The sequence below is a fragment of the Clostridia bacterium genome, from assembly GCA_024653205.1.
Classification (GTDB): domain Bacteria; phylum Bacillota; class DSM-521; order Neomoorellales; family SLTJ01; genus JANLFO01.
In genome coordinates, this window is the sequence record JANLFO010000002.1 from 75,132 (window position 1) to 95,117 (window position 19,986).

Sequence of the window (19,986 nt, forward strand, 5' to 3'; positions counted from 1 at the left end):
AAGGAGTGGCGGAAGTGAGCCTGATAGTCCAAAAGTACGGGGGTACCTCGGTGGCCAACGCGGAGCGAATCAAGAATGTGGCCGCCCGCGTGGCCGAGTATTACCGGCAGGGGCATCAGATGGTGGTGGTGGTTTCCGCACGGGGCGACACCACCGACGAATTGATCGCCCTGGCCAGGGAGATAACCCCCCGCCCGCCGGAGCGAGAACTGGATATGCTCCTGGCGACGGGAGAGCAGCAGTCTATTGCCTTTGTGGCCATGGCTATTCGGGAACTGGGGCTGCCGGTCATATCCCTTACCGGACCGCAGGTGGGTATCCTGACCGATAACGCCCATACCAAGGCCCGCATTCTGAACGTCAGCTCGGAGAGGCTAAACGCCGAACTGGCCAAGGGGCAAATCGTGATCGTCGCCGGCTTTCAGGGCGTGACCATTGACAACGAGATCACCACTCTCGGCCGCGGAGGGTCGGATACGACCGCGGTGGCGGTGGCCGCAGCCCTCAAGGCCGACCTGTGCGAGATCTATACGGACGTGGACGGAGTTTACACGGCCGACCCCCGGGTAGTGCCGGAGGCACGCAAGCTGCCGGTGGTTTCCTACGACGAGATGCTGGAGATGGCCAGCCTGGGCGCCCAGGTACTGCAGCCCCGGGCGGTGGAGTTCGCCAAGCAGTACGGAGTAAGACTGCACGTGCGCTCCAGTTTCAACTATAACCAGGGGACTATGGTTCAGGAGGTAGGCTCCATGGAGAGGGAAATAGTAGTGACCGGGGTGGCGCACGACCGTAACGTGGCCAAGATAGGAATCTTCGGAGTCCCGGATCGGCCGGGCATCGCCTCCCGGCTGTTCTCGGCTCTGGCCGCAGAGCGGGTCAACGTGGACATGATCGTGCAGAGCGCCATGCGCGACCAGCGCAACGACATCTCCTTTACGGTGGGCAAGGACGATCTGGCCAGGGCCGTAGAAGTGGTTGCCCGGGTAAAGGAGGAAATAGGAGCTGAGGGTTACGTATACGATGACGGGGTGGCCAAGGTTTCCATCGTGGGCGCGGGCATGATCACCAACCCCGGGGTGGCGGCGCAGATGTTCGAGACTCTGGCGGAGGAAGGCATTAACATTGAGATGATCAGTACTTCCGAAATCAAGGTGTCCTGCGTCATCCGCGCCGGAGAAACGGAAAAGGCGGTACGGGCGCTGCACCGCAGGTTCCGCCTGGCTCAGGGCTAGGCCTGGGGCTCCAAAGGCAAAACGAATGGTCGGAACGGCCGGATTTGAACCGGCGACCCCTACCACCCCAAGGTAGTGCGCTACCAAGCTGCGCTACGTCCCGACCGCGTCTATTGTACCCTATTGATCTCGCCTCGTCAAGCGCCGGTCAGCCTGACGTATCCCCACTTTCGAGTTAACTTGAGTTGACTGGCGGTACCGGGTGCTCGCCTGAGTACATTGGCAACTCGCCGGGAACCGAACTTGGCGAGGACGAGCGCGGAGGCGGGCCGGAGGCCACGGACGGCCGAAGCCGAGGAGCGCCATGGACGGCGCTTCCGAGGGGAGCCCGCCGTAGCGCGAAGGCTGAGCCCTAGTTTGGTCGGCGAGGTGACAGTACGAACGGGGAGCACCCGGTACCGCCCGTGGGAAAGTGGGGATAACTCAGCCGGTCAGCCTGGGTGGTCCCCGGTTTCGGGCCGACAAGCGGTGCGGAGGAGCTTCCCTGAGTACGTTGGCACCTTGCCAGGTGCCGAACTTGGCGAGAAGTGGCTATGGACGGGTTCTTCATCGGGGAGTCTGTCGGAACCCGCAGTTCAACTGCAGTACGGTCGGCGACGGACGCGAGCGGTAGCAGGTGCAGGCGGGCCATTGCGGGAAGGTAGATGGCTCGGGCGGCAAGGGTTATCAGGGGAGAAAGGGTGAATCCAAATGGCAACACTGAGCTTCTTCGGCGCGGCCAGGACGGTCACCGGAGCCTGTTTCTTGCTGGAGACGCGCACCAGCAAAGTACTGCTAGACTGCGGTCTGTTTCAGGGGCCCAGGGCAGTAAGGGAGCGCAACTATCAGCCGTTTCCGTTCAACCCCGCCTCGATCGATTTCCTGCTTCTCACTCACGCCCACATCGACCACAGCGGCCTCATTCCCAAGCTCTACCGTCACGGCTTCAGGGGAAAAATCCTCGCCACCGCACCCACCTGTGATCTCTGTGAGGCGCTGCTGCCGGACAGCGCCCACGTCCAGGAAATGGAGGTGGAACGCAAGAACCGGAAGCTGCAGCGGGCGGGCCGCCCCTTAATTCAGGCCATTTACACCTCCGAGGAGGCCTATCACTGTCTGCGTCTCTTCCAGCCCGTAGAATACCGGCGGGTACTCGGCCTCACTCCGGAAGTAAAGGCCTGCTTCTACGAAGCCGGCCACATCCTGGGTTCTGCCAGCATCAAGCTTTGGGTAAGGGACGGGGACGAAGAGGCTACGCTTTTGTTTTCCGGGGATCTGGGGCGGGTGGACCAGCCGCTGGTAAACGATCCCCACCCCCCGGAGGGTGCGGATTTCGTGATAATGGAATCGACCTACGGCAACCGGCTGCACCCTCCGGGCGGCGACGGCCTGGGGCGCCTGGCGCAGATTATTGCCGAGACCCACCGTCGAGGCGGAAACGTGCTCATCCCCGCTTTCGCCGTCGAGCGCACGCAGGACGTGCTTTATGCTCTGGGCCGGCTTCTGGATTCGGGGGCTTTGGACCCGGGGCGGGTATACCTGGACAGCCCTCTGGCGGTGGCAGCTACGGAGATTTTCTGCCGCTACCTTGCCCAGCTGGATGAGGAAACCCAGATCATGGCCGTGGAACGGGGAGGAACCTGTCCCTTCCTGCTGCCGGGAATGAAGCTGTGCCGTACCTCCGATGAATCCCGGGCCATCAACCAGGTTTCCCAAGGAGCGGTCATCATCGCCGCCAGCGGCATGTGCGACGCCGGCCGGATAAAGCATCACCTGAAACATAATCTCTGGCGGCCGGAATGCACCGTGGTCCTGGTCGGCTATCAGGCGGAGGGAACCCTCGGCCGGCGACTGGCAGAAGGGGAGAAGGAGGTAACCATTCACGGAGAGCCGGTGGCGGTGCGGGCGCGCATTGAGAAGCTGGATGATTTTTCCGCCCACGCCGATCAGAACGGATTGGTTTCCTGGGTGGCCGGCCAGCGCCGGCGTCCCCGTTTGGTCTTTCTGACCCACGGAGAAGAGGAGGCCCTGAACACCCTGGCGGCAAGGCTGGAGGAGGAACTGGGGCTTTCGACGGCCATACCCGACTGGAAAGAGCAGGTGCAACTGTCCCCGGAGGACGCCGGCGGGGCGAGGGAAACGGAAGTGATGGCCGCAGGAGAGCAGCCGGCCGAAGTTGGCTCCAACCTTCAGGAATTCCAGGCAGAACTCAATCGCTTTAAAGGCGCCCTTGAACGGTGGCAGCGGGAGGAAGTGCGGGCCGGACGCTACCAGGCCGCCCTGGCCCGGCTCCGGAGGTGGCAGGACGAGCTACGGAATGCATAGCCCTTCTCCTTCCAGGTTAGGTTATTATTGGCCGGTCCTGCGGGACCGGCTTTTGGTTGGAGGACGGAGGATTACGGATGGCCGTGCCCGTGATGTACGTGGTACGTTCCTGCCGGGGCGGTATGCTGCAGCACCTGCTTCACCTGCTGCAGTACCTGGATCGCAGCCACTTCCGGCCGCTGGTAGCCGGGACCCCCGAAGAGGCCCTGGTGGCGGCCCTCCGGGACCTGGACGCGGATTTTCGCCCGCTGCCCGTGGGTCAGGGGTGGCACCCTATCGGCCGCCGGCGGCTACAGCGGGAGTTGGAGGGCCTGTTGCGGGCCGAAGGCGTCAGGCTGGTGCATACCCACGGCGTGCTGGCGGGTCTGGTGGCGCGGTACCCCGCCTACCGGGCCGGGGTACGGGTGCTGGTTACGTGCCACAACCTGATCTACACCCGGCCGGGCTGGCCGTGGCGCAAGCGTCTCCTGGCGCGCTGGCAACGGCGTCTGGTTCCCTACACCGATCGCTTCATCGCCGTCTGCCGGGCCCTGGCCGAGGAACTCCGGCGCTTTGAAGGCGTGCCACCGGAGAAGATCGCGGTAATTCCTAACGGCGTAGACCTGGAGCGCCTGGATGCGGTGCTGGCGCGGGGCAGGAGCCTGCCCCCGCCGTTCGACCGGGGGCCGGTAGTGGGCACTTTTTGCCGGCTCATCCCGGAGAAAGGGCCGGACCTGTTCTTGAAGGCCGCCGCCGTGATAGCCCGGCAGGTACCGGAAAGCCGCTTCGTCATAGCAGGGGACGGGCCGTGGCGGCCACACCTCGAGGCGCTCGCCCGCGGGTTGGGGCTGGGCGGGCGCGTGGGCTTCCTCGGCTGGGTGGAGGAGGCGGCGGGCCTTCTGCCCCGGCTGGCAGTATACGTTCAGGCCTCCCGCCAGGAGGGGCTCTCCCTGGCGGTGCTGGAGGCCATGGCCGCCCGGCGGCCGGTGGTGGCCTTTCGCACCGGCGGTTTGGCAGAGGTCATCCGTCCGCACCGAAACGGTCTGCTGGTACCGGCGCAGTCCTGGCCGGAATTGGCCCAGGCGGTAACGGCCTTGCTGCGCGATCGCGGGCTGGCCGATCGCCTGGCGGCCGAGGGGCGCCGCACGGTGCAGGAGCGGTATTCGGCAAGAGAAACGGTGGAGCGCACCCAGGCCTTATACCGAGACCTGCTGGGACGGGAGTAGGAAAGGGGGATGGCTCCGGGTTGCTTCCGCCTTTCTACCGGAAATCCCGGTCTGCGTGGCTCCCGGTTTGGGCCCGGGACTCGCGGGGAGTCCGGCAGGCCAAACCGCCGGTGGACGGGAGGAGGTGACCCGCAAGAATGGCCTGCGGGATGCGACCGCTGGTCGCGGTCTTGTTGGTAGCGGGCCTGCTGTGGCCGGGTTCGACCGCCGCCCGGTCTGAGCCGTCGGCCCGGGCGTTGGTGGTGCTGACGGAAGGGTTAACCCTGGAAGAACTGCTCGTCTACGGCGGCCCCCAGGCTGAGGCCCTGGTTCGGCGGGGGGCTCTGGGGCTCATGAACCTCAGCGGAGCGCACCGAAGCCCTATTCAGGCGGCCACCCTGCTTGGAGCGGGTGAGGTCCTGAGGATTGACGGCGAGGAGGCAACGGCATTTGACGTCTCTGAGGTGGAAGAAGGGGAGAAGGCGGGTGTCACCTGGGCCCGGCGTACCGGCCTCCCCGTACCCGAGACCGGGGCAGTGGTGCCCGGGTGGCCGGCCCTGCTGGCCGCGGCCGAGAAGCAAGGGGCCATTGTGGGGCGTCTGGGCGCGGAGATCCGCCGCAGCGGGCGCACCGCCGCGGCCTTCGGCAACGGCGACACCGAGAAGGAGTACTTCCGGCCGGCAGCTCTGGTTGCGGCCGACGAGTGGGGACGGGTGCAATTCGGCGCGGTGGGTTCCGGCACCCTGAAGTACGGTCGGGACGGACTCCTCGGCCGCATGACCGATGAAACACTGCTCCTGGAATGCATCTCCCGTCTTCCCCCGGGGGTAGCCCTGGTGGTGGTGGATACCGGCGACGGTCACCGCATTGAGGCCAATCGCAGCCGGGCTCTTCCTGAGGTGGTGCGACGGGAGAAGCTGCGGTTCACGTCCCGGCTGGTTGCCCTAGTGGAAGAATTGGAGGAGCACAGCCCGGAGAACACGCGAATCTTCCTGGTAGGGCTGGGTCCGGGCGGGGAGGCTCTGACGGAGAACAACCTCCTGGTGCCGGTGCTCATGCTCGGCGAAGGCGTAAAGCAAGGGTGGCTCAGCTCTCCCACCACCAGGCGGCCCGGCCTGATATCGGCGGTGGACTTCTGCCCCACCCTCCTGGACGTTCTGGGGATGCCGGTGCCGCCGGATTTGCCCGGCCGCCCGTGGCGAGTGGTGCCGGCCCGCGGGGGGCCGGAGGAGCTCGTGACCCTGAATCGCGAGCTGGCCATGGTTCGCACCGCCCGGCCCATATTGGTGAGGGCCTACATTGCCTTACTTATGGTAGTCATGGGGCTGGCGGTGGTTGCCTTCCTGGGGCCTGGGAGAACCAAGGTGTGGTCGCGCCGGGTCCTGCCCGGGGCACTCCTGTTCCTGGCCGCAGTACCCCTGGCCTTCCTTCTCTTGGCTTCGGTGCGGACTCCCTCCCTTCCGGCTTACGCCGGGCTTTTGGTTACCCTTGCCGTCCTGATCACCCTGGGCTGTACCCGTTTGGGCCGGGATCGGCGGCAGGCCTGGCTGTTTTTGGGAACGGCGGTGGTGGCAACCCTAACCGTCGACACGCTCATGGGAGCTCCGTGGCAGCAGAAGGCCTTACTCAGCTATGATCTTATGTCCGGTGCTCGCTACTACGGAATCGGAAACGAGTACATGGGGGTACTGGTGGGAAGCGCCCTTCTGGCCGGAGGTGTGCTGTTGGAAGGGGGCAGGGAAGCCTGGCGGACCGGATTTGCAGGCCTCATATGGACGACGGTACTGTCCTTGTTGGCCTCACCGGCCCACGGCGCCAACGCCGGCGGCATGATAACCGCGGCCTGCGCCTTTGGGACGGCGGCCGTGCTGCTGGCGCGCGCCCGGCCGGCTTGGAGGACGGTTCTGTGGGTTGGGCTGATAACCGTGGCGGTCTCCGCAACCGCGGTCTGGTGGGACGGAGCCCAGAGCGTGGCGGCGCAATCGCATTTCGGACGCGCTCTGGATCTGGTGAGACAGCAGGGCTGGCCGGCACTTCAGGAGATGGTGGCCCGGAAGCTTTCCACCAGCCTGCGGCTCATCCGCTATACGATCTGGACCCGGGCACTCCTGGCCGGGATGGTGGTGCTGGCGGTATTGTTCTATCACCCTGTAGGGAAGCTGGACCGGTTCCGGTCTGCTCTCCCGCGTCTGAGCAGGTGCCTGGGGGCGATGGTGCTGGCAAGCTTTGTCGCCCTAATCTTCAACGATTCGGGCATTGTAGCCGCGGCCACCATGATGATTTACGGAATCGGGCCGCTTTTGAGCCTTATACTCGACGAGAGGACGTTGTTGACAAAGGACCCCCCGGGGGTTAAAATGGGTGTTGATTGAAATCTGGATAAAGGAGGAATGATAATTGCAAGCATTGGGCCGTCACGTGTTGGCTGAAATCTATGGGTGCGACTTCGACATCCTCAACGACGTGAAGAAGATCGAAGAGATTATGGTCAACGCGGCCTTGGCGGCCGGCGCAGAGGTGCGCGAGTTCGTATTCCATAGGTTCAGCCCGCAGGGCGTCAGCGGCGTGGTGGTCATTTCCGAATCGCACCTGGCAATCCATACCTGGCCGGAATTGGGGTACGCGGCGGTAGACGTTTTTACCTGTGGCCAGCGGGTTAATCCCTGGGAGGCCTGCCGGTACCTGACGGAGAAGTTCGGGGCGAGCCACGTAAACGCCACCGAAGTACAGCGTGGTATCTTCCAGCCCGCCCTCCGGCAGGCAGCCAATTTATAGGAGGGGGATATTTATTTTATTACCCGGTAGTTACCAGCAAGGGCACCACAGTTAGGCTTAAGCCTTACGCCGGAGCGGTCGTAAGGCTTAAGCGTTTCTATGGGGAGGATTTCGGCGGCTCCTGCCGAATACTAAGCGATAGTGGGAGGATGGCCAGGTGGATACGGACGCGGCTAAGGCTTTCGCCCTCATTGGCCCAGACCTGGAGGAAGTGCGGGACCAAGTGGCCCGGGAGTTGCGGCTCGAGGGAGCCGTGCCTCTCGGTCTGGTCGGCCGGGAGTTGGCCAGTTTTGGCGCCAGTCTCCCTCCCGCCCTGGTGATACTCTCCGCCCGGCCTTACCATTACCGTCCGCAAGTGGTCAAGGCTCTGGCGTGCGTTTTTCAATTCATTTACCTGGCCACCCGGATTCACTGCTTTCCCCAGGGGCGGCCCGGCCTGCCGGTGCTGGTGGGAGACCTTCTCTACTCAAAGTTCTTCTTTTACCTCTGTCGATACAACTGCCTCGAATTCCTGGCGCCTCTGGCCCAGGTGATTTGCCGGATTCACGAAGGCGGAGCCCTGCGGTACGGCCGGCCGGATTGGGGTTTCCCGGAGTGCCTGGAAGTCGTCGACCGTCAGGCGGCGTTGCTGTTTCAAGAGGCCTGCCGGGTAGGAGCCAGGGTGGCCGGAGCCTCGAGCGGTGAAGCCGAGACGCTGGGTCGTTACGGCTTCAACCTGGGGCGAGCGTGGGGATTGTATGAGCTGGGCATAGTCCCTGAAGCGAGACGAGAATTCCTCCTACGTGCCGAGCAGGAGCTTTCGGCGCTTCCTCCGCAGAGGGAATGCGAAGCCCTGCTGAAGCTTTCGAGGACGGTAGGGGCCTTGGTGGTGGCAACCCGGTGAAGCCGGCGACGGGTATTGACCTTACCGGGCCCAAGAAAGAGGCCTTCATCAGAAACCTGTTTGACGGCATCGCCCACCGGTATGATTTCCTGAACACGGTGCTCAGCTTCAATCTGGATAAGCGCTGGCGCCGCTTTGCCGCCGCTCAGACCGGACTGGGTTCTGGAGGGCGAGCCCTGGACGTGTGCTGCGGTACCGGCATGTTGGCCCTGGAGTTGGCCAGGCTTGCCGGACCCCGGGGCGAGGTAGTAGGGCTCGATTTTTCCGAGGCCATGCTGGGGGTAGCCGCCCGCCGGTTGGCCCGCCTCCCCGAAGGTGCCGTAATCAGGCTGGTCCGCGGCAACGCGGTAGCCCTGCCGTTTCCGGATAACAGTTTCGACTGCGCTACCATTGCCTTTGCCCTGAGGAATGTGCCCGACGTGGAGATGACGCTAAGGGAAATGCGCCGCGTGGTAAGACCCGGGGGAAGGGTGGTCTCCCTGGAGCTGGCCCAGCCGGGGGCTTTCGGCTTTCGCCAGGCCTACCAGCTTTACTTCTACTATCTGGTGCCCTTCCTGGGTCGGCTGGGCGTAGGCTTCGGCGGGCCCTATCGCTATCTGCCGGAATCCGTCCGGCGCTTTCCCCACCAGAGGGAGGTCCTGGCGCTGTTCGGACGAATAGGTCTGGTCGATTCCGTCCTTTACGAATTGACCGGCGGGGTGGCGGCGGTGCACGTGGGCACCAAGGCCTGGTCGGATACGGCGGATTGCTGCATGCCCGAAGGAGGGCGTCCGGAGGAGGAGACAGATTGGCTTACGAGGACCTCCGTTCCTTCTTGAACGACCTGGAGGCCAGGGGCTGGCTAAGGCGCGTAAGTGCACCGGTAGATCGGGAACTGGAGATCAGCGAGATCACCAGGCGGGTGGTAAAGGCTCGAGGCCCGGCGCTGTGGTTCGAACGCGTCAGAGGCTTCGAGGTCCCGGTGGTCACCAACCTCTTCGGCACTTACGAGCGTATGGCCCTGGCCCTGGGCGTCTCTTCCCTGGAGGAGCCGGCGGAGCGTCTCAAGCAATGGCTCAGACCGGATCGCCTCCCCCAGGGAATATGGGAGGGTATAAGGGCGCTGCCGGGATGGGCAGAGATGGCCGGGTACCTGCCCCGCCGTGTACGCCGAGCCCCCTGTCAGGAAGTCGTGCGCAAGGAGCCGACGATTGATTTTCTGCCGGTACTCAAGTGCTGGCCGGAGGATGCCGGTCCCTTCATAACCCTACCGCTGGTGTTTACCCGTGACCATGACGGTCGGCAGAATGTGGGTATGTACCGTATGCAGGTATTCGACGGCCGGACCCTGGGCCTGCACTGGCAGGTGCACAAGGATGGGGCGGCCATATGGCGGGAGGCGAGAAGGCGCGGCGATCGCCTGGAGGTAGCCGTGGCCCTGGGCGGCGATCCGGTTCTCATCTATGCCGCCACCGCCCCTTTACCGCGCGGCATAGGGGAACTTCTGCTGGCCGGCTTCCTCAGGCGCCAGGCGGTGCCGTTGGTACGCTGCCTCAGCGTGGATCTAGAGGTGCCGGCGGAGGCAGAAATCGTGCTGGAGGGCTACGTGGAGCCCGAAGAGCTCCGTACGGAAGGGCCCTTCGGCGACCACACAGGCTTTTACTCCCCTGCCGAACCCTACCCGGTGATGCACCTTACCTGCGTGACCCACCGCAGGGACCCCGTTTACCCCGCTACCGTGGTGGGCCCCCCACCCATGGAGGATGCCTACCTTGGGCTGGCTACGGAGAGGCTGTTTCGGCCCCTGGTACAGACTTTCCTGCCGGAGGTGGTGGACCTGCACCTGCCTGCCGCAGGAGCCTTTCACAACTGGGTGATCGTATCCATAAAGAAGGAATACCCCGGGCAGGCGCGCAAGGTCATGCACGGGCTGTGGGGGCTGGGTCAGCTGGCCTTGAGCAAGTTCATCGTGGTGGTGGACGCCGAGGTGGACGTCCACGACCTGGAGCAGGTCATCTGGCAGGTAGGAGCTAACGTGGACCCGGCTCGAGACCTGGTGCTGGGCCAGGGCCCGCTCGATGCCCTGGATCACGCTCCCAACCTCGTGGGTTACGGCGGGAAGCTGGGTATCGACGCCACCCGGAAGGGACCGAGGGAAGGTTACTCCCGGGAGTGGCCCAAGGCGCTGAGCATGAGCCGGGCAGTCGAGGATTTGGTGGAGCGCAGGTGGAAGGAATATGGGCTATAGGCTGGCGACGGCCAGGGGATTGTGGGCTGCAGGCCGGAAGGCCACCCTTCTGGCCGAACTGATCAAGGTGGAGCACACGGTATTCGCCCTGCCGTTCGCCTACCTGGGAGCCCTGCTGGCCGCCGGCGGGTTGCCCACGGGCAGGGAAGTCTGGTGGATCACCGTAGCTATGGTGGCCGCCCGCACCGCAGCCATGTGCCTGAACCGCCTGATCGACCGCACCCTGGACGCCCTTAATCCCCGTACGGCCGGGCGGGCGCTGCCCCGGGGACTGCTCAGGACGGGTGAGGTATGGGCGCTTGCCCTTGTTGCCCTGGCGGTCCTGTTCTGGGCGGCTCTGATGCTCAATCGTCTGTGCTTGTACCTCCTGCCGGTGGCGGTAGCCGTACTGGTGGTCTACCCTTACACGAAACGCTGGACCTGGGGCTGCCACTGGATCCTCGGGGGCGCGGACGGGCTGGCACCGCTCGGCGCCTGGGTAGCCGTCCGCGGGGTGGTGGACGGACCGAGCCTGTGGCTCTGGGCGGCGGTTGCGGCCTGGGTGGCCGGGTTCGATATCGTATATGCCTGTCAGGACATCGAATTCGACCGGCGTTACGGGCTGCATTCACTCCCGGCACGCTTCGGTCCCCGGATCGCCCTAACCTGGGCCAAGATCAACCACGTGGCCGTCCCCCTGCTCCTGGCGGCCGCCGGGGTGGCTGCGGGGGCCGGGGCGTGGTACCTGGCCGGGGTGGCGCTGAGCGCGGGCCTGCTGGCTTACGAGCACCGGTTGGTTTCGCCGGTCGATTTTTCCCGGCTGAACTATGCCTTTCTTAACGTGAATGGATATCTGAGCGTTTTGATGTTTGGTTTTGCGCTTGCAGACCGGATTCTGGCGCAAGGATAAGGCCGGAGGCCGGATGCGGAACTGCCCGGCCGGCGGATTCGACAGGGCGGAGCCCCGGGAAGTCCTGCGGCAGGCTCCGGGGTTAGACAGGAGCCGTTACATGGTGTATAATGCGAAGCGGCAAAAAAAGGACGGGAGGATCAGACCTTGAGGCGCTGGTCGTTGGTGGTTGCGGCAGTAGTCTGGCTGGGGCTGGGAGTGTTTCTTAGCTGGGTCAACGGTCTGGCCGAACACGGCGGTCACTCCGGCGCGGCCGAAGGAGTACAGACCGAGCAGGCGGCGCACTAGCAGCAAGGTTTGGGAAAGCCCTAGGAGGTGAGGCCGGTGGGTAAGCTACCGGTGTATCGCGGTACCGATGACTACATCGCCGATCGGGACCTGCAGGACGTGGTAAACGTAGCCGTGGCCCTGGGACGCCCCTTGCTCATCAAGGGTGAGCCGGGCACCGGCAAGACCATGCTGGCCCAGAGCATCGCCAAGGCCCTGGGGCTCCGGCTGATCATCTGGAGTATCAAGTCCACAACCAAAGCCCAGGAGGGCCTTTACGTCTACGACACGGTGCAGAGGCTCTACGATAGCCAGTTCGGGGACCGGGACGTATCGGACATCAAACAGTACATCAAACTGGGCAAGCTGGGGGAAGCCTTTATTTCCGATGACCCGGTGGTACTGCTGATCGACGAAATCGACAAGGCCGATCTGGAGTTTCCCAACGACCTGCTCTGGGAACTGGACATGATGAGCTTCTTTATCCCCGAAACCGGCGAAACCGTGACCGCCAAGCACCGGCCCATCGTCGTGATTACCAGCAACGCGGAAAAGGAACTGCCGGACGCCTTTCTGCGGCGCTGCCTGTTCCACTATATTGCCTTTCCGGATCAGGAAATGATGGCCCGGATCGTGCGGGTTCATTTCCCCGATCTGGAGGAGAGGCTGGTGCAGCAGGCCATTGCCGCCTTTTACTGGCTCAGGGAAGTGCCCGGCCTCCTCAAGAAGCCCAGCACCAGCGAACTTCTGGATTGGCTTCAGGCTTTAGTGATCGGCGGAGTGAAGCCGGATCGTCTTACCAAGGAATTGCCGTTCCTGGGCGTGCTCCTCAAGAAGAATCAGGATTTGGATCTGGTCCACAAGTATATGGAGGCCTACGGGGTGGGCGGCAGCCCCCGGCCGGGCGTGGTGCGGGGGTGGCCGCGCTAACCGGCCCGGACGGCCCGGCGCAGAAGGGGTGAGGCAGCCGTGTTCACCGACTTCTTTTACCTTTTGCGCTCCGAGGGAGTTCCGGTCACGCTCACCGAGTGGATGACCTTTCTGGAGGGTCTGGCCAAAGGACTGTCCTACGCCAATCTGAACTCCTTTTACCATTTGGCCCGCGCTACCCTGGTAAAGAGCGAGGCTCATTTCGATCGCTTCGACGTGGCGTTTCTCAAGTATTTTTCCGGGATCGATACCCCGGAAGCGCTGCTGGATAAGGTGTGGGAGTGGCTTGCCAATCCCCTGCCGCCCCGGGGTATCAGCCCTGAGGAGTTGGAGCGGTGGCGCAGGCTGCAGGAAGAGGTTGATCTGGAGGAGCTGCAGCGCCAGTTTCTGGAAAGGCTGCGCGAGCAGACCGAGGCCCACCATGGGGGAAGCCGCTGGATAGGCACGGGAGGGACTTCGCCCTTCGGTCACTCCGGCTACCATCCCGGCGGGATCCGGGTGGGAGGGGAAAGCCACGCCCGATCGGCGGTCAAGGTGGCGGCCGAACGGCGGTTTCGCGCCTACCGCGACGACGAGACCCTGGGTGTGCGCCAGTTCGAGGTGGCCCTGCGGCGCCTGCGGCAGTTGAGTACGAAGGTGGAGGGGCCGAAGGACGAGCTGGACCTGGACGGAACCATTCGGGAGACTTGCCGGCAGGGCGGGTTCCTGGAGCTGGTTTGGACCCGCGGACGCAAGAACAAGGTCAAGGTGTTGCTCCTGATGGACGTAGGCGGTTCCATGGTCCCCTACAGCCGGCTCTGCAGCCAGCTCTTTACGGCGGTGCACCGGGCCAGCCACTTCCAGGATCTGCGCTTCTACTACTTCCACAACTGCGTTTACGACTATCTCTACCTGGACCACGCCTGCCACCCGCGCAACTCGGTGAAGACCGACCAGGTGCTCAAGAACCTGGGCGGGGACTACAAGCTCATCATGGTGGGAGATGCCTGCATGGCTCCCAGCGAGCTGACCCAGCCGGGCGGCATCATCTGGTGGGGTATGTATAATGAGGAGCCGGGCCTGGTATGGCTGGAACGCCTGGCCCGGCACTTTTCCCATAACGTCTGGCTCAATCCCATTCCCGCCGGGGAATGGGATACGGTCTACGGGCATCAAACCCTGAACCTGATCCGGCGCGTATTTCCCATGTACGAACTGACCGTCGACGGCCTTACCCAGGCCGTGAAAAAGCTTCTGGTCCGCCGCTAGAGCCGCTCGATGACCATCGCCATGCCCTGACCTCCGCCGATGCACAAGGTGGCCAGGCCGTAGCGACCGTTACTGCGCTCCAGTCCGTTCATGAGGGTGACCAGAATGCGGGCCCCGGTGCAGCCGATGGGGTGTCCGAGGGAAATACCTCCCCCGTAAATGTTGGTCTTTTCGAGGTCCATGTCCAGTTCCCGCATCACGGCCAGGCTCTGAGAGGCAAAGGCCTCGTTCAACTCGATGAGATCCATGTCGCCCATAGTCAGCCCGGCCAGCTTCAGCGCCCTCTTTACCGCCGGGACCGGGCCCAAGCCCATGAAGGCAGGCTCTACCCCGCCGGCGGCATAGGAACGGATCAGGGCCCTGGGCTTCAGACCCAGACGTTCGGCCTTCTCGGCACTCATGATTACCAGGGCGGCCGCCGCGTCGGTGATACCCGAGGCATTGCCGGCGGTGACGGTACCCCCTTCTTTGAATACCGGGGGCAGTTTCGCCAGCGCCTCCATAGAGGTTTCGCGCGGGTGCTCGTCGGTGTCAAATACCCGGGTGCCCTTCTTTTCCTTTACCTCCACCGGCACGATTTCGGTGCTAAAGACGCCGTTCTTTATCGCCGCCAGCGCCCGCTGGTTGCTGCGCAGGGCGAACTCGTCCTGTTCGGTGCGGCTTATCCCGTACCTTTCGGCGATGTTTTCGCTGGTCATTCCCATATGGTAGTTGTAGAAGCTCTCCCACACTCCGTCGTAGACCATGCCGTCTACCATTATCGCATTAAACATGCGCGCTCCCCAACGGCCCTGGGGGAAGAGATAGGGAGCGGCGCTCATGTTCTCCATACCTCCGGCCACCACTACCTCGGCTTCTCCCGCGCGGATGGCCTGCGCCGCCAGGGCCGCAGCCTTGAGCCCCGAGGCGCACACCTTGTTAACCGTAAACGCGTTTACCTCCTTGGGCATACCGCCGTAGATGGCCGCCTGGCGGGCGGTGTTCTGCCCCTGTCCGGCCTGGAGCACGTTGCCCATTATTACTTCGTCCACTCTTACTTCCTTGAGATCTTCCGGCCACCGATAGTACTTCTTTTCCAGCTCGGTTGGCTGGCCGTCGGCAAAGGTACTCGGCGCCAGGGCCAAGAGTTCGGGGTCCCGGAGGGGCCGCAGGCCCGCCCGGCGCATGGCCTCCCGGATCACGATGGCTCCGAGTTGTGCCACCGGCACGTCCCTGAGTGCGCCACCGAAGTTACCGATTGCGGTCCGAACTCCGCTGACGATTACTGCGTCCGGCATGGATCAACCTCCTCAGCTTAGGCTAGCAATATAATTCTTTGGGACGGCAGCGGAATCCTCTCTCCGCGCCGGAGACGGCCGGGACGGGCAAACAAAAACGAGGGCCTGGGGTTTCAGGCCCTCGACTACCAACCCGGGTCTAGGCGCGGTGGTAAAGGACTTGCTCTGTCGAATTGAGCGAGGCCACCTTGCCTTCGCTGCGCAGGTATTCCAGGTGGGCAAGAGTCTCCATCACCGCCGCCCGCCGGTTCCAGTTGCTCAGAGTCTCCCAGGGGCCGGTATCCCAATTCACGCGGCAGGCGACAGTATAGGCGGTCTTGGCCTCACCCCCCAGAAGGCCCAGAATCTCTTCCAGGCGCCGGCGGTGGTGTTCCTGGATTTCCCGGACCCGCTCCGCCAGGTTGGAGAAGGCGAACTCGTGGGCCGGAAGTACCAGGTTGACCTCTAATTCCTCGATGCGTCCCAGGGCCTTCAAATAATCACCTAGGGGGTTGGCCGAGGATTGAGGGTTGAGGCTTACGTTGGGGGTAATGGTAGGCAGGACGTGGTCCCCGGAGAAGAGAAGCCTCTCCTGGGCCGCGTACAGGCACATATGGCCCCGCGTGTGACCGGGCGTGTACAGAACCTGGAGGCGCAGTGGCCCGGCTTCCAATACATCTCCTTCTTCCACTACCCGATCGGGCCGCGCCGTCACCACCCATTCCAGGGCGGGAAGGCTGGCACTCTGGAGGGCCGGGACTTCTTCCGACGGGACTCCGTTTCGGAGCAGGAATTCGGCCACCTCTTCCAGCAGGCGGTGGTAGTTCTCGTACCGAGCGCCTAACTGCTCCGCCTCGGGGGCGGACATAACGATTTGAGCTCCGCTGATTTGTCTCAGCTTGCCGGCCAGGCCGTAGTGATCGGGGTGAAGATGGGTGATGACGACCTGCCGGATGTCCTGCAGACTGAGACCCAACTGCCCGAGCTGTTTCTCCCAGGCGCTCAAAGATTCTGGTGTATCCCAACCCACGTCGATAATAGTGCAGCCGTTCCTGGACTTGATAAGATAAGACATTACGTAGTCCAACGGGTTGTTAGGGATGGGAATCTTGCACCGATATACATCCTCGATGATTTCCAGGGCGCACTCTTGGGGACGGGTAGGGGGCAGGTTAGAAGTCAACAACGTCTCCCACCTTTCTTTGAGATTGGGGCAAGACGGGCTACCCTAATTATAACCTCCGAACAAGCTCAGTTCAACCGGTATGGTAACCACGCGTGTATCCGGTCCTTGGGCGGCGCCACCTGCCGGCAAAAACCGGGGATAACCCGCTTCCGGCAGGCGCGTGAGCTGCTCCGTCCGGAACGGGTCCTCCAATTGTTCGGCGTAGGAGGAACAAGCATACCGGTACGGCGAAGATTACCCCGCAGGAAGATCACCCATGCTTCGAGAAGGGAGGGGGCGCAATGCGGCCGACCAAAGCGGTAATTCCCGCCGCCGGGTTGGGCATGAGGTTCCTGCCGGCAACCAAAGCCCAGGCGAAGGAAATGCTGACCCTGGTGGACCGGCCCGCCATTCACTACGTGGTTGAGGAGGCGGTGGCGGCCGGTATCCGAAGCTTCCTTATCATCACCGCCCGCAACAAGACGGCTATCGAGGACTACTTCGATGCTTCACCGGAACTGGAGCGGGCCCTGCGAGAAAAGGGCGAAGAAGCACTGGTTGAGGAGATCCACGCCCTCTCGGAATTGGCCCAAATGCATTACCTGCGCCAACCCCGGCCTCTGGGTCTGGGGCATGCCGTGTTCCTGGCCCGGGCGTTCGTGGGAGAAGAAGACTTCGCGGTGGTGCTGCCGGACGATCTCATCACGGCCGGGGAACCCTGCCTCGGGCAAATGCTGGCCGTGCGGGAAAGGTGGCCGGGAGCGGTAGTTGCCCTGCAAGAGGTGGCTCCGGATATGACCTCTCGCTACGGCATAGTAAAGGCGGTGGAAGTGGAGCCGGATGTGTATCGAATCGAGGATCTGGTAGAGAAACCATCCCCGGAGCGGGCACCCTCCCGCCTGGCAGTAGTCGGCCGGTACATTCTTCCGGCGTCGATCTTCCCTCTCTTGGCGACCACGGCCCCCGGAACGGGAGGCGAGATTCAGCTGACCGACGCGCTCAGGCTCCTGGCCCGCGAATACCCGGTCTACGGTTACCGATTCCGGGGACGGCGTTTCGACCTGGGGGATAAGCTGGGCTTCCTCCAGGCCACCGTAACCCTCGCCTTGGGTCGTCCCGACCTCGGGCCCGCCCTTAGGGAGTTTCTCCGCGGGTCGATTTTTTGATTTTCGGCAGGAAATCGACCCGAAGGGAAGGAAATCTTAATTCCCCGGAGGGGGGTCCAAAGTTTGGCCGGATCACAGAAACGGCGCACGGTACCCAAGCAACGTCGTCCGGAGCGAAAGACCGCTCCCGGGGCGGAGGCCGTTCAGGCTCCACCCAGGGAGTTCCGGGCGGCCCTGGTAGTGCTGGCGGCCATACTGATCTATTCGCCGTACCTGCGGGGCCTTTTCTTCCAGACCGAGCAGCAGTGGACGCTGCTCCTGGCCTGCGCGGCCTTCCTGCTGGTATGGTGGGGTAAGATACGCCGTCAGGAAGTGTCGGTCTTCGGCAAGCCCATGGACTACTTTGCCCTGGCCCTGGTGGTCCTGTACGCGGTGAGTGCCTTCGGGGCGGCGAGCCAGCGACTGGCGGTGGCAGAGGTCGTAAAGATAACGCTGTACTTTCTCGTATTCTGGATGGTCGGGCAGCTCGGTCGTGAGGAAAGACCCGGGTACATACTTGTGGCGAGCGTGTACCTGGCGGCCGCGGGGGTGGCGCTGGCGGGGGTCCTGGTAGCCCTGGGCGTCGTCTTTATCAAGGACGGGTTCGTCGGCGGCCGGATATATTCCACCCTGCAGTATCCCAACGCTCTGGCCAGCTACCTTACGGCGGCCAACTTCTTTGGGTGGCTCCTATGGGCCCGGGCCGGACGAATCGGCCGGTTTCTCCTGGCTGCGGGCACCTCCTTGCTGCTTACCGTATTACTGGGCACCGGGTCGCGCGGCGGTTTATTGCTTTACCCGGCGGTGCTGGCCGTCTTTCTCCTGGGCGCGCCCAGGGGAACAAGGGTGCCCCTCCTGGTGCACGTGGCGGGCAGCTGGGCGACGGCCCTGATGGCCAGCAGCCGTTTTCTTCCCCTGATCCTGGCCGGGCAGCAGCAGGCGGCCTGGCAGTGGCTGGTGCTGAGCCTGCTGGCGGCCGTGGCGGTTCAGGGGGTGTACGAAGTGGTGCGGTGGGCCGCATCCGGCCGCCGGCGAGCGTGGGTGTGGGCCCCGGTGGGCGCCTCGGCCGCACTGGCGGCCGTGCTCGTGTTGAGGCTGGCGGGTCGGCCGGCAGGCGGATGGTTGCAGAACCTGCTTCCGGCACACCTGGCCTCCCGCCTCCAGGACATCAGCCTGGAAACCTTCGGTGCCGCCACCCGGCTGCAGTGGTCGCTGGACGCCCTCAAGCTGGTGCAGGCCAGGCCCTGGTTGGGGTGGGGGGGAGGCGCCTGGGAGGCGGCATACCAGAGTTTCCAGAGCTACTACTATACCTCGACCCAGGTGCACAACCATTACTTCCAGATCTGGACCGAGGTGGGCAGTCTGGGTCTGGCGGTTCTGGCCGGGTTGTGGGTTTGCTTCCTGGTTACCGTCGTGGCCAACTACCGTCGCGGCTCCGATGACGAGCGCTTCCTCCAGTGGGCAGTGTTCTGCGCCGCCCTGGCCCTCGGCCTGCACGCGATGCTGGACTTCGACCTGGCACTGGGTGCGGTTTCCCTGGTGCTCTGGACCTGTTTCGGGCTCACCCGGGGTCTTGACCGCAAATTCGGCCGCGAAAACTATTTCTTGCGGCGGCAAGAATATTTGCGGGTACGGTCGCGATTCCTGACCGGGGCCGTGGTGGTGGCCCTGCTGGTGGCCTGGCTGCCGGCAAGTTTGCTCTTGGGCGAGGCCTACGCCCGAAAGGCGGTTGCGGCTCTGCAGACCGGCCAGCCGGCGGCGGCCCTGGAAAACTTCCGGCTGGCGACCCTGTTTGATCCCTTCCGCTCTGCCTATTTGGTCGACCGGGCCAGCCTTCTGGCGGCTGGGGGGAACGTTCGGGAAGCGCTGGCGCTGGCCGGGAAGGCAGTGGCCAAGGATAGATTCAACCAGCGGGTACTCACGCGTGCGGCCGAGGTATCCTGGCAGGCAGGCCGCCCGGATCAGGCGGTGGAGATTATGGAGAAGGCCTGTCGGGCTGCCCCTTGGACAAGAGAAGGGTGGGAGAACCTGGGACGAACCGCGGCCATGGCCGGCCTGAGCTACCTGGCGGCCGGTGAACGGGACCAGGCCAAGCATTATCTGGAAAGAGCGGCGGCGATACCCTCAGAGGTGCGCTCGCTGACGGCCGGGCTCTCGCCGGAGCTGGTCCGCCTCTGGAAAGAGGGCGGGCGGCCGTGGCTTGAGGTTACCCCGGCCATGGAGCTCACCGCCGGTATAGCCTTCTACGGCCTGGAGCGCTTTGAGGAGGCGTTAGAAGTGCTGGCCCGCCCCTTGAAGGACAAGCAGCTGCAAGCCGAAGCTTCATATTGGGCCAGCCTTACGCACCGCAGGCTCAACCACTCGGCCGAGGCGGATGAGCTGCGGAAGAAGGCCGAGGCCCTGAATCCGGAGCTGGTGCAGAGCTATCGGGAGTTGGAGGAGGCGCTCACCCTATCGGGTATGAAGGAGCAGCATCCTTGA

At 63.8% G+C, this 19,986-nt stretch carries 16 protein-coding genes and 1 tRNA gene; 14 read left to right on the plus strand and 3 right to left on the minus strand.

Annotated features, from left to right (window positions below; translation table 11 throughout):
- The first annotated feature begins 14 nt into the window (after positions 1–14).
- Positions 15–1,232: an aspartate kinase gene (locus NUV99_01530; GenBank protein MCR4418820.1), complete on the plus strand. Its 1,218-nt coding sequence runs from the start codon at positions 15–17 to the stop codon at positions 1,230–1,232.
- Positions 1,233–1,258: 26 nt separating this feature from the next.
- On the opposite strand, the gene NUV99_01535 is transcribed toward NUV99_01530, so the two are convergent.
- Positions 1,259–1,335 (minus strand) — tRNA-Pro (locus NUV99_01535).
- Positions 1,336–1,922: 587 nt separating this feature from the next.
- On the opposite strand from NUV99_01535, the gene NUV99_01540 reads away from it, so the two are divergent.
- From NUV99_01540 to NUV99_01590, 11 genes are all read left to right on the plus strand, one after another.
- Positions 1,923–3,536: an MBL fold metallo-hydrolase gene (locus NUV99_01540; GenBank protein MCR4418821.1), complete on the plus strand. Its 1,614-nt coding sequence runs from the start codon at positions 1,923–1,925 to the stop codon at positions 3,534–3,536.
- A gap of 77 nt (positions 3,537–3,613) precedes the next feature.
- Positions 3,614–4,741 (plus strand): glycosyltransferase family 4 protein, encoded by a 1,128-nt coding sequence (locus NUV99_01545; GenBank protein ID MCR4418822.1) that lies wholly within the window; start codon positions 3,614–3,616, stop codon positions 4,739–4,741.
- Positions 4,742–4,878: 137 nt separating this feature from the next.
- Positions 4,879–7,092, plus strand: coding sequence for a hypothetical protein (locus NUV99_01550; GenBank protein ID MCR4418823.1), 2,214 nt, complete (start codon positions 4,879–4,881; stop codon positions 7,090–7,092).
- A 25-nt stretch (positions 7,093–7,117) separates the two neighbouring features.
- Entirely contained in the window at positions 7,118–7,495 is a 378-nt protein-coding gene (gene speD / locus NUV99_01555) for an adenosylmethionine decarboxylase (protein MCR4418824.1), read from the plus strand.
- 157 nt (positions 7,496–7,652) lie between these two features.
- Positions 7,653–8,378: a polyprenyl synthetase family protein gene (locus NUV99_01560; GenBank protein MCR4418825.1), complete on the plus strand. Its 726-nt coding sequence runs from the start codon at positions 7,653–7,655 to the stop codon at positions 8,376–8,378.
- A complete protein-coding gene (ubiE, locus tag NUV99_01565; protein MCR4418826.1) occupies positions 8,375–9,196 on the plus strand; it encodes a bifunctional demethylmenaquinone methyltransferase/2-methoxy-6-polyprenyl-1,4-benzoquinol methylase UbiE in 822 nt (273 codons plus the stop codon). Before NUV99_01560 ends, ubiE begins: the two co-directional genes overlap by 4 nt.
- Positions 9,166–10,605 (plus strand): menaquinone biosynthesis decarboxylase, encoded by a 1,440-nt coding sequence (locus tag NUV99_01570; protein MCR4418827.1) that lies wholly within the window; start codon positions 9,166–9,168, stop codon positions 10,603–10,605. The genes ubiE and NUV99_01570 overlap by 31 nt, the downstream gene beginning before the upstream one ends.
- The gene (ubiA, locus tag NUV99_01575; protein ID MCR4418828.1) at positions 10,595–11,494 is read left to right on the plus strand and encodes a putative 4-hydroxybenzoate polyprenyltransferase; all 900 of its coding nucleotides are present in this window, start codon (positions 10,595–10,597) and stop codon (positions 11,492–11,494) included. Before NUV99_01570 ends, ubiA begins: the two co-directional genes overlap by 11 nt.
- Positions 11,495–11,641: 147 nt before the next feature.
- Entirely contained in the window at positions 11,642–11,782 is a 141-nt protein-coding gene (locus NUV99_01580; protein ID MCR4418829.1) for a hypothetical protein, read from the plus strand.
- 36 nt (positions 11,783–11,818) lie between these two features.
- On the plus strand, positions 11,819–12,691 hold the full coding sequence (locus NUV99_01585; protein ID MCR4418830.1) for a MoxR family ATPase: 873 nt from the start codon (positions 11,819–11,821) through the stop codon (positions 12,689–12,691).
- 39 nt (positions 12,692–12,730) lie between these two features.
- The gene (locus NUV99_01590; GenBank protein ID MCR4418831.1) at positions 12,731–13,939 is read left to right on the plus strand and encodes a VWA domain-containing protein; all 1,209 of its coding nucleotides are present in this window, start codon (positions 12,731–12,733) and stop codon (positions 13,937–13,939) included.
- Here the strand turns inward: NUV99_01590 and NUV99_01595 are convergent.
- Complete coding sequence (locus NUV99_01595) at positions 13,936–15,216, minus strand: acetyl-CoA C-acetyltransferase (protein MCR4418832.1); 1,281 nt, start codon at positions 15,214–15,216, stop codon at positions 13,936–13,938. The genes NUV99_01590 and NUV99_01595 overlap by 4 nt on opposite strands.
- A gap of 139 nt (positions 15,217–15,355) precedes the next feature.
- Positions 15,356–16,378 carry an MBL fold metallo-hydrolase gene (locus NUV99_01600; protein ID MCR4418833.1) on the minus strand — a complete coding sequence of 341 codons (1,023 nt, stop codon included), beginning with the start codon at positions 16,376–16,378 and terminating at the stop codon, positions 15,356–15,358.
- A 284-nt stretch (positions 16,379–16,662) separates the two neighbouring features.
- Here NUV99_01600 and galU point away from each other — a divergent pair, with 284 nt between their 5' ends.
- Complete coding sequence (gene galU / locus NUV99_01605) at positions 16,663–17,526, plus strand: UTP--glucose-1-phosphate uridylyltransferase GalU (protein MCR4418834.1); 864 nt, start codon at positions 16,663–16,665, stop codon at positions 17,524–17,526.
- 63 nt (positions 17,527–17,589) lie between these two features.
- Positions 17,590–19,986 (plus strand): O-antigen ligase family protein, encoded by a 2,397-nt coding sequence (locus tag NUV99_01610; GenBank protein MCR4418835.1) that lies wholly within the window; start codon positions 17,590–17,592, stop codon positions 19,984–19,986.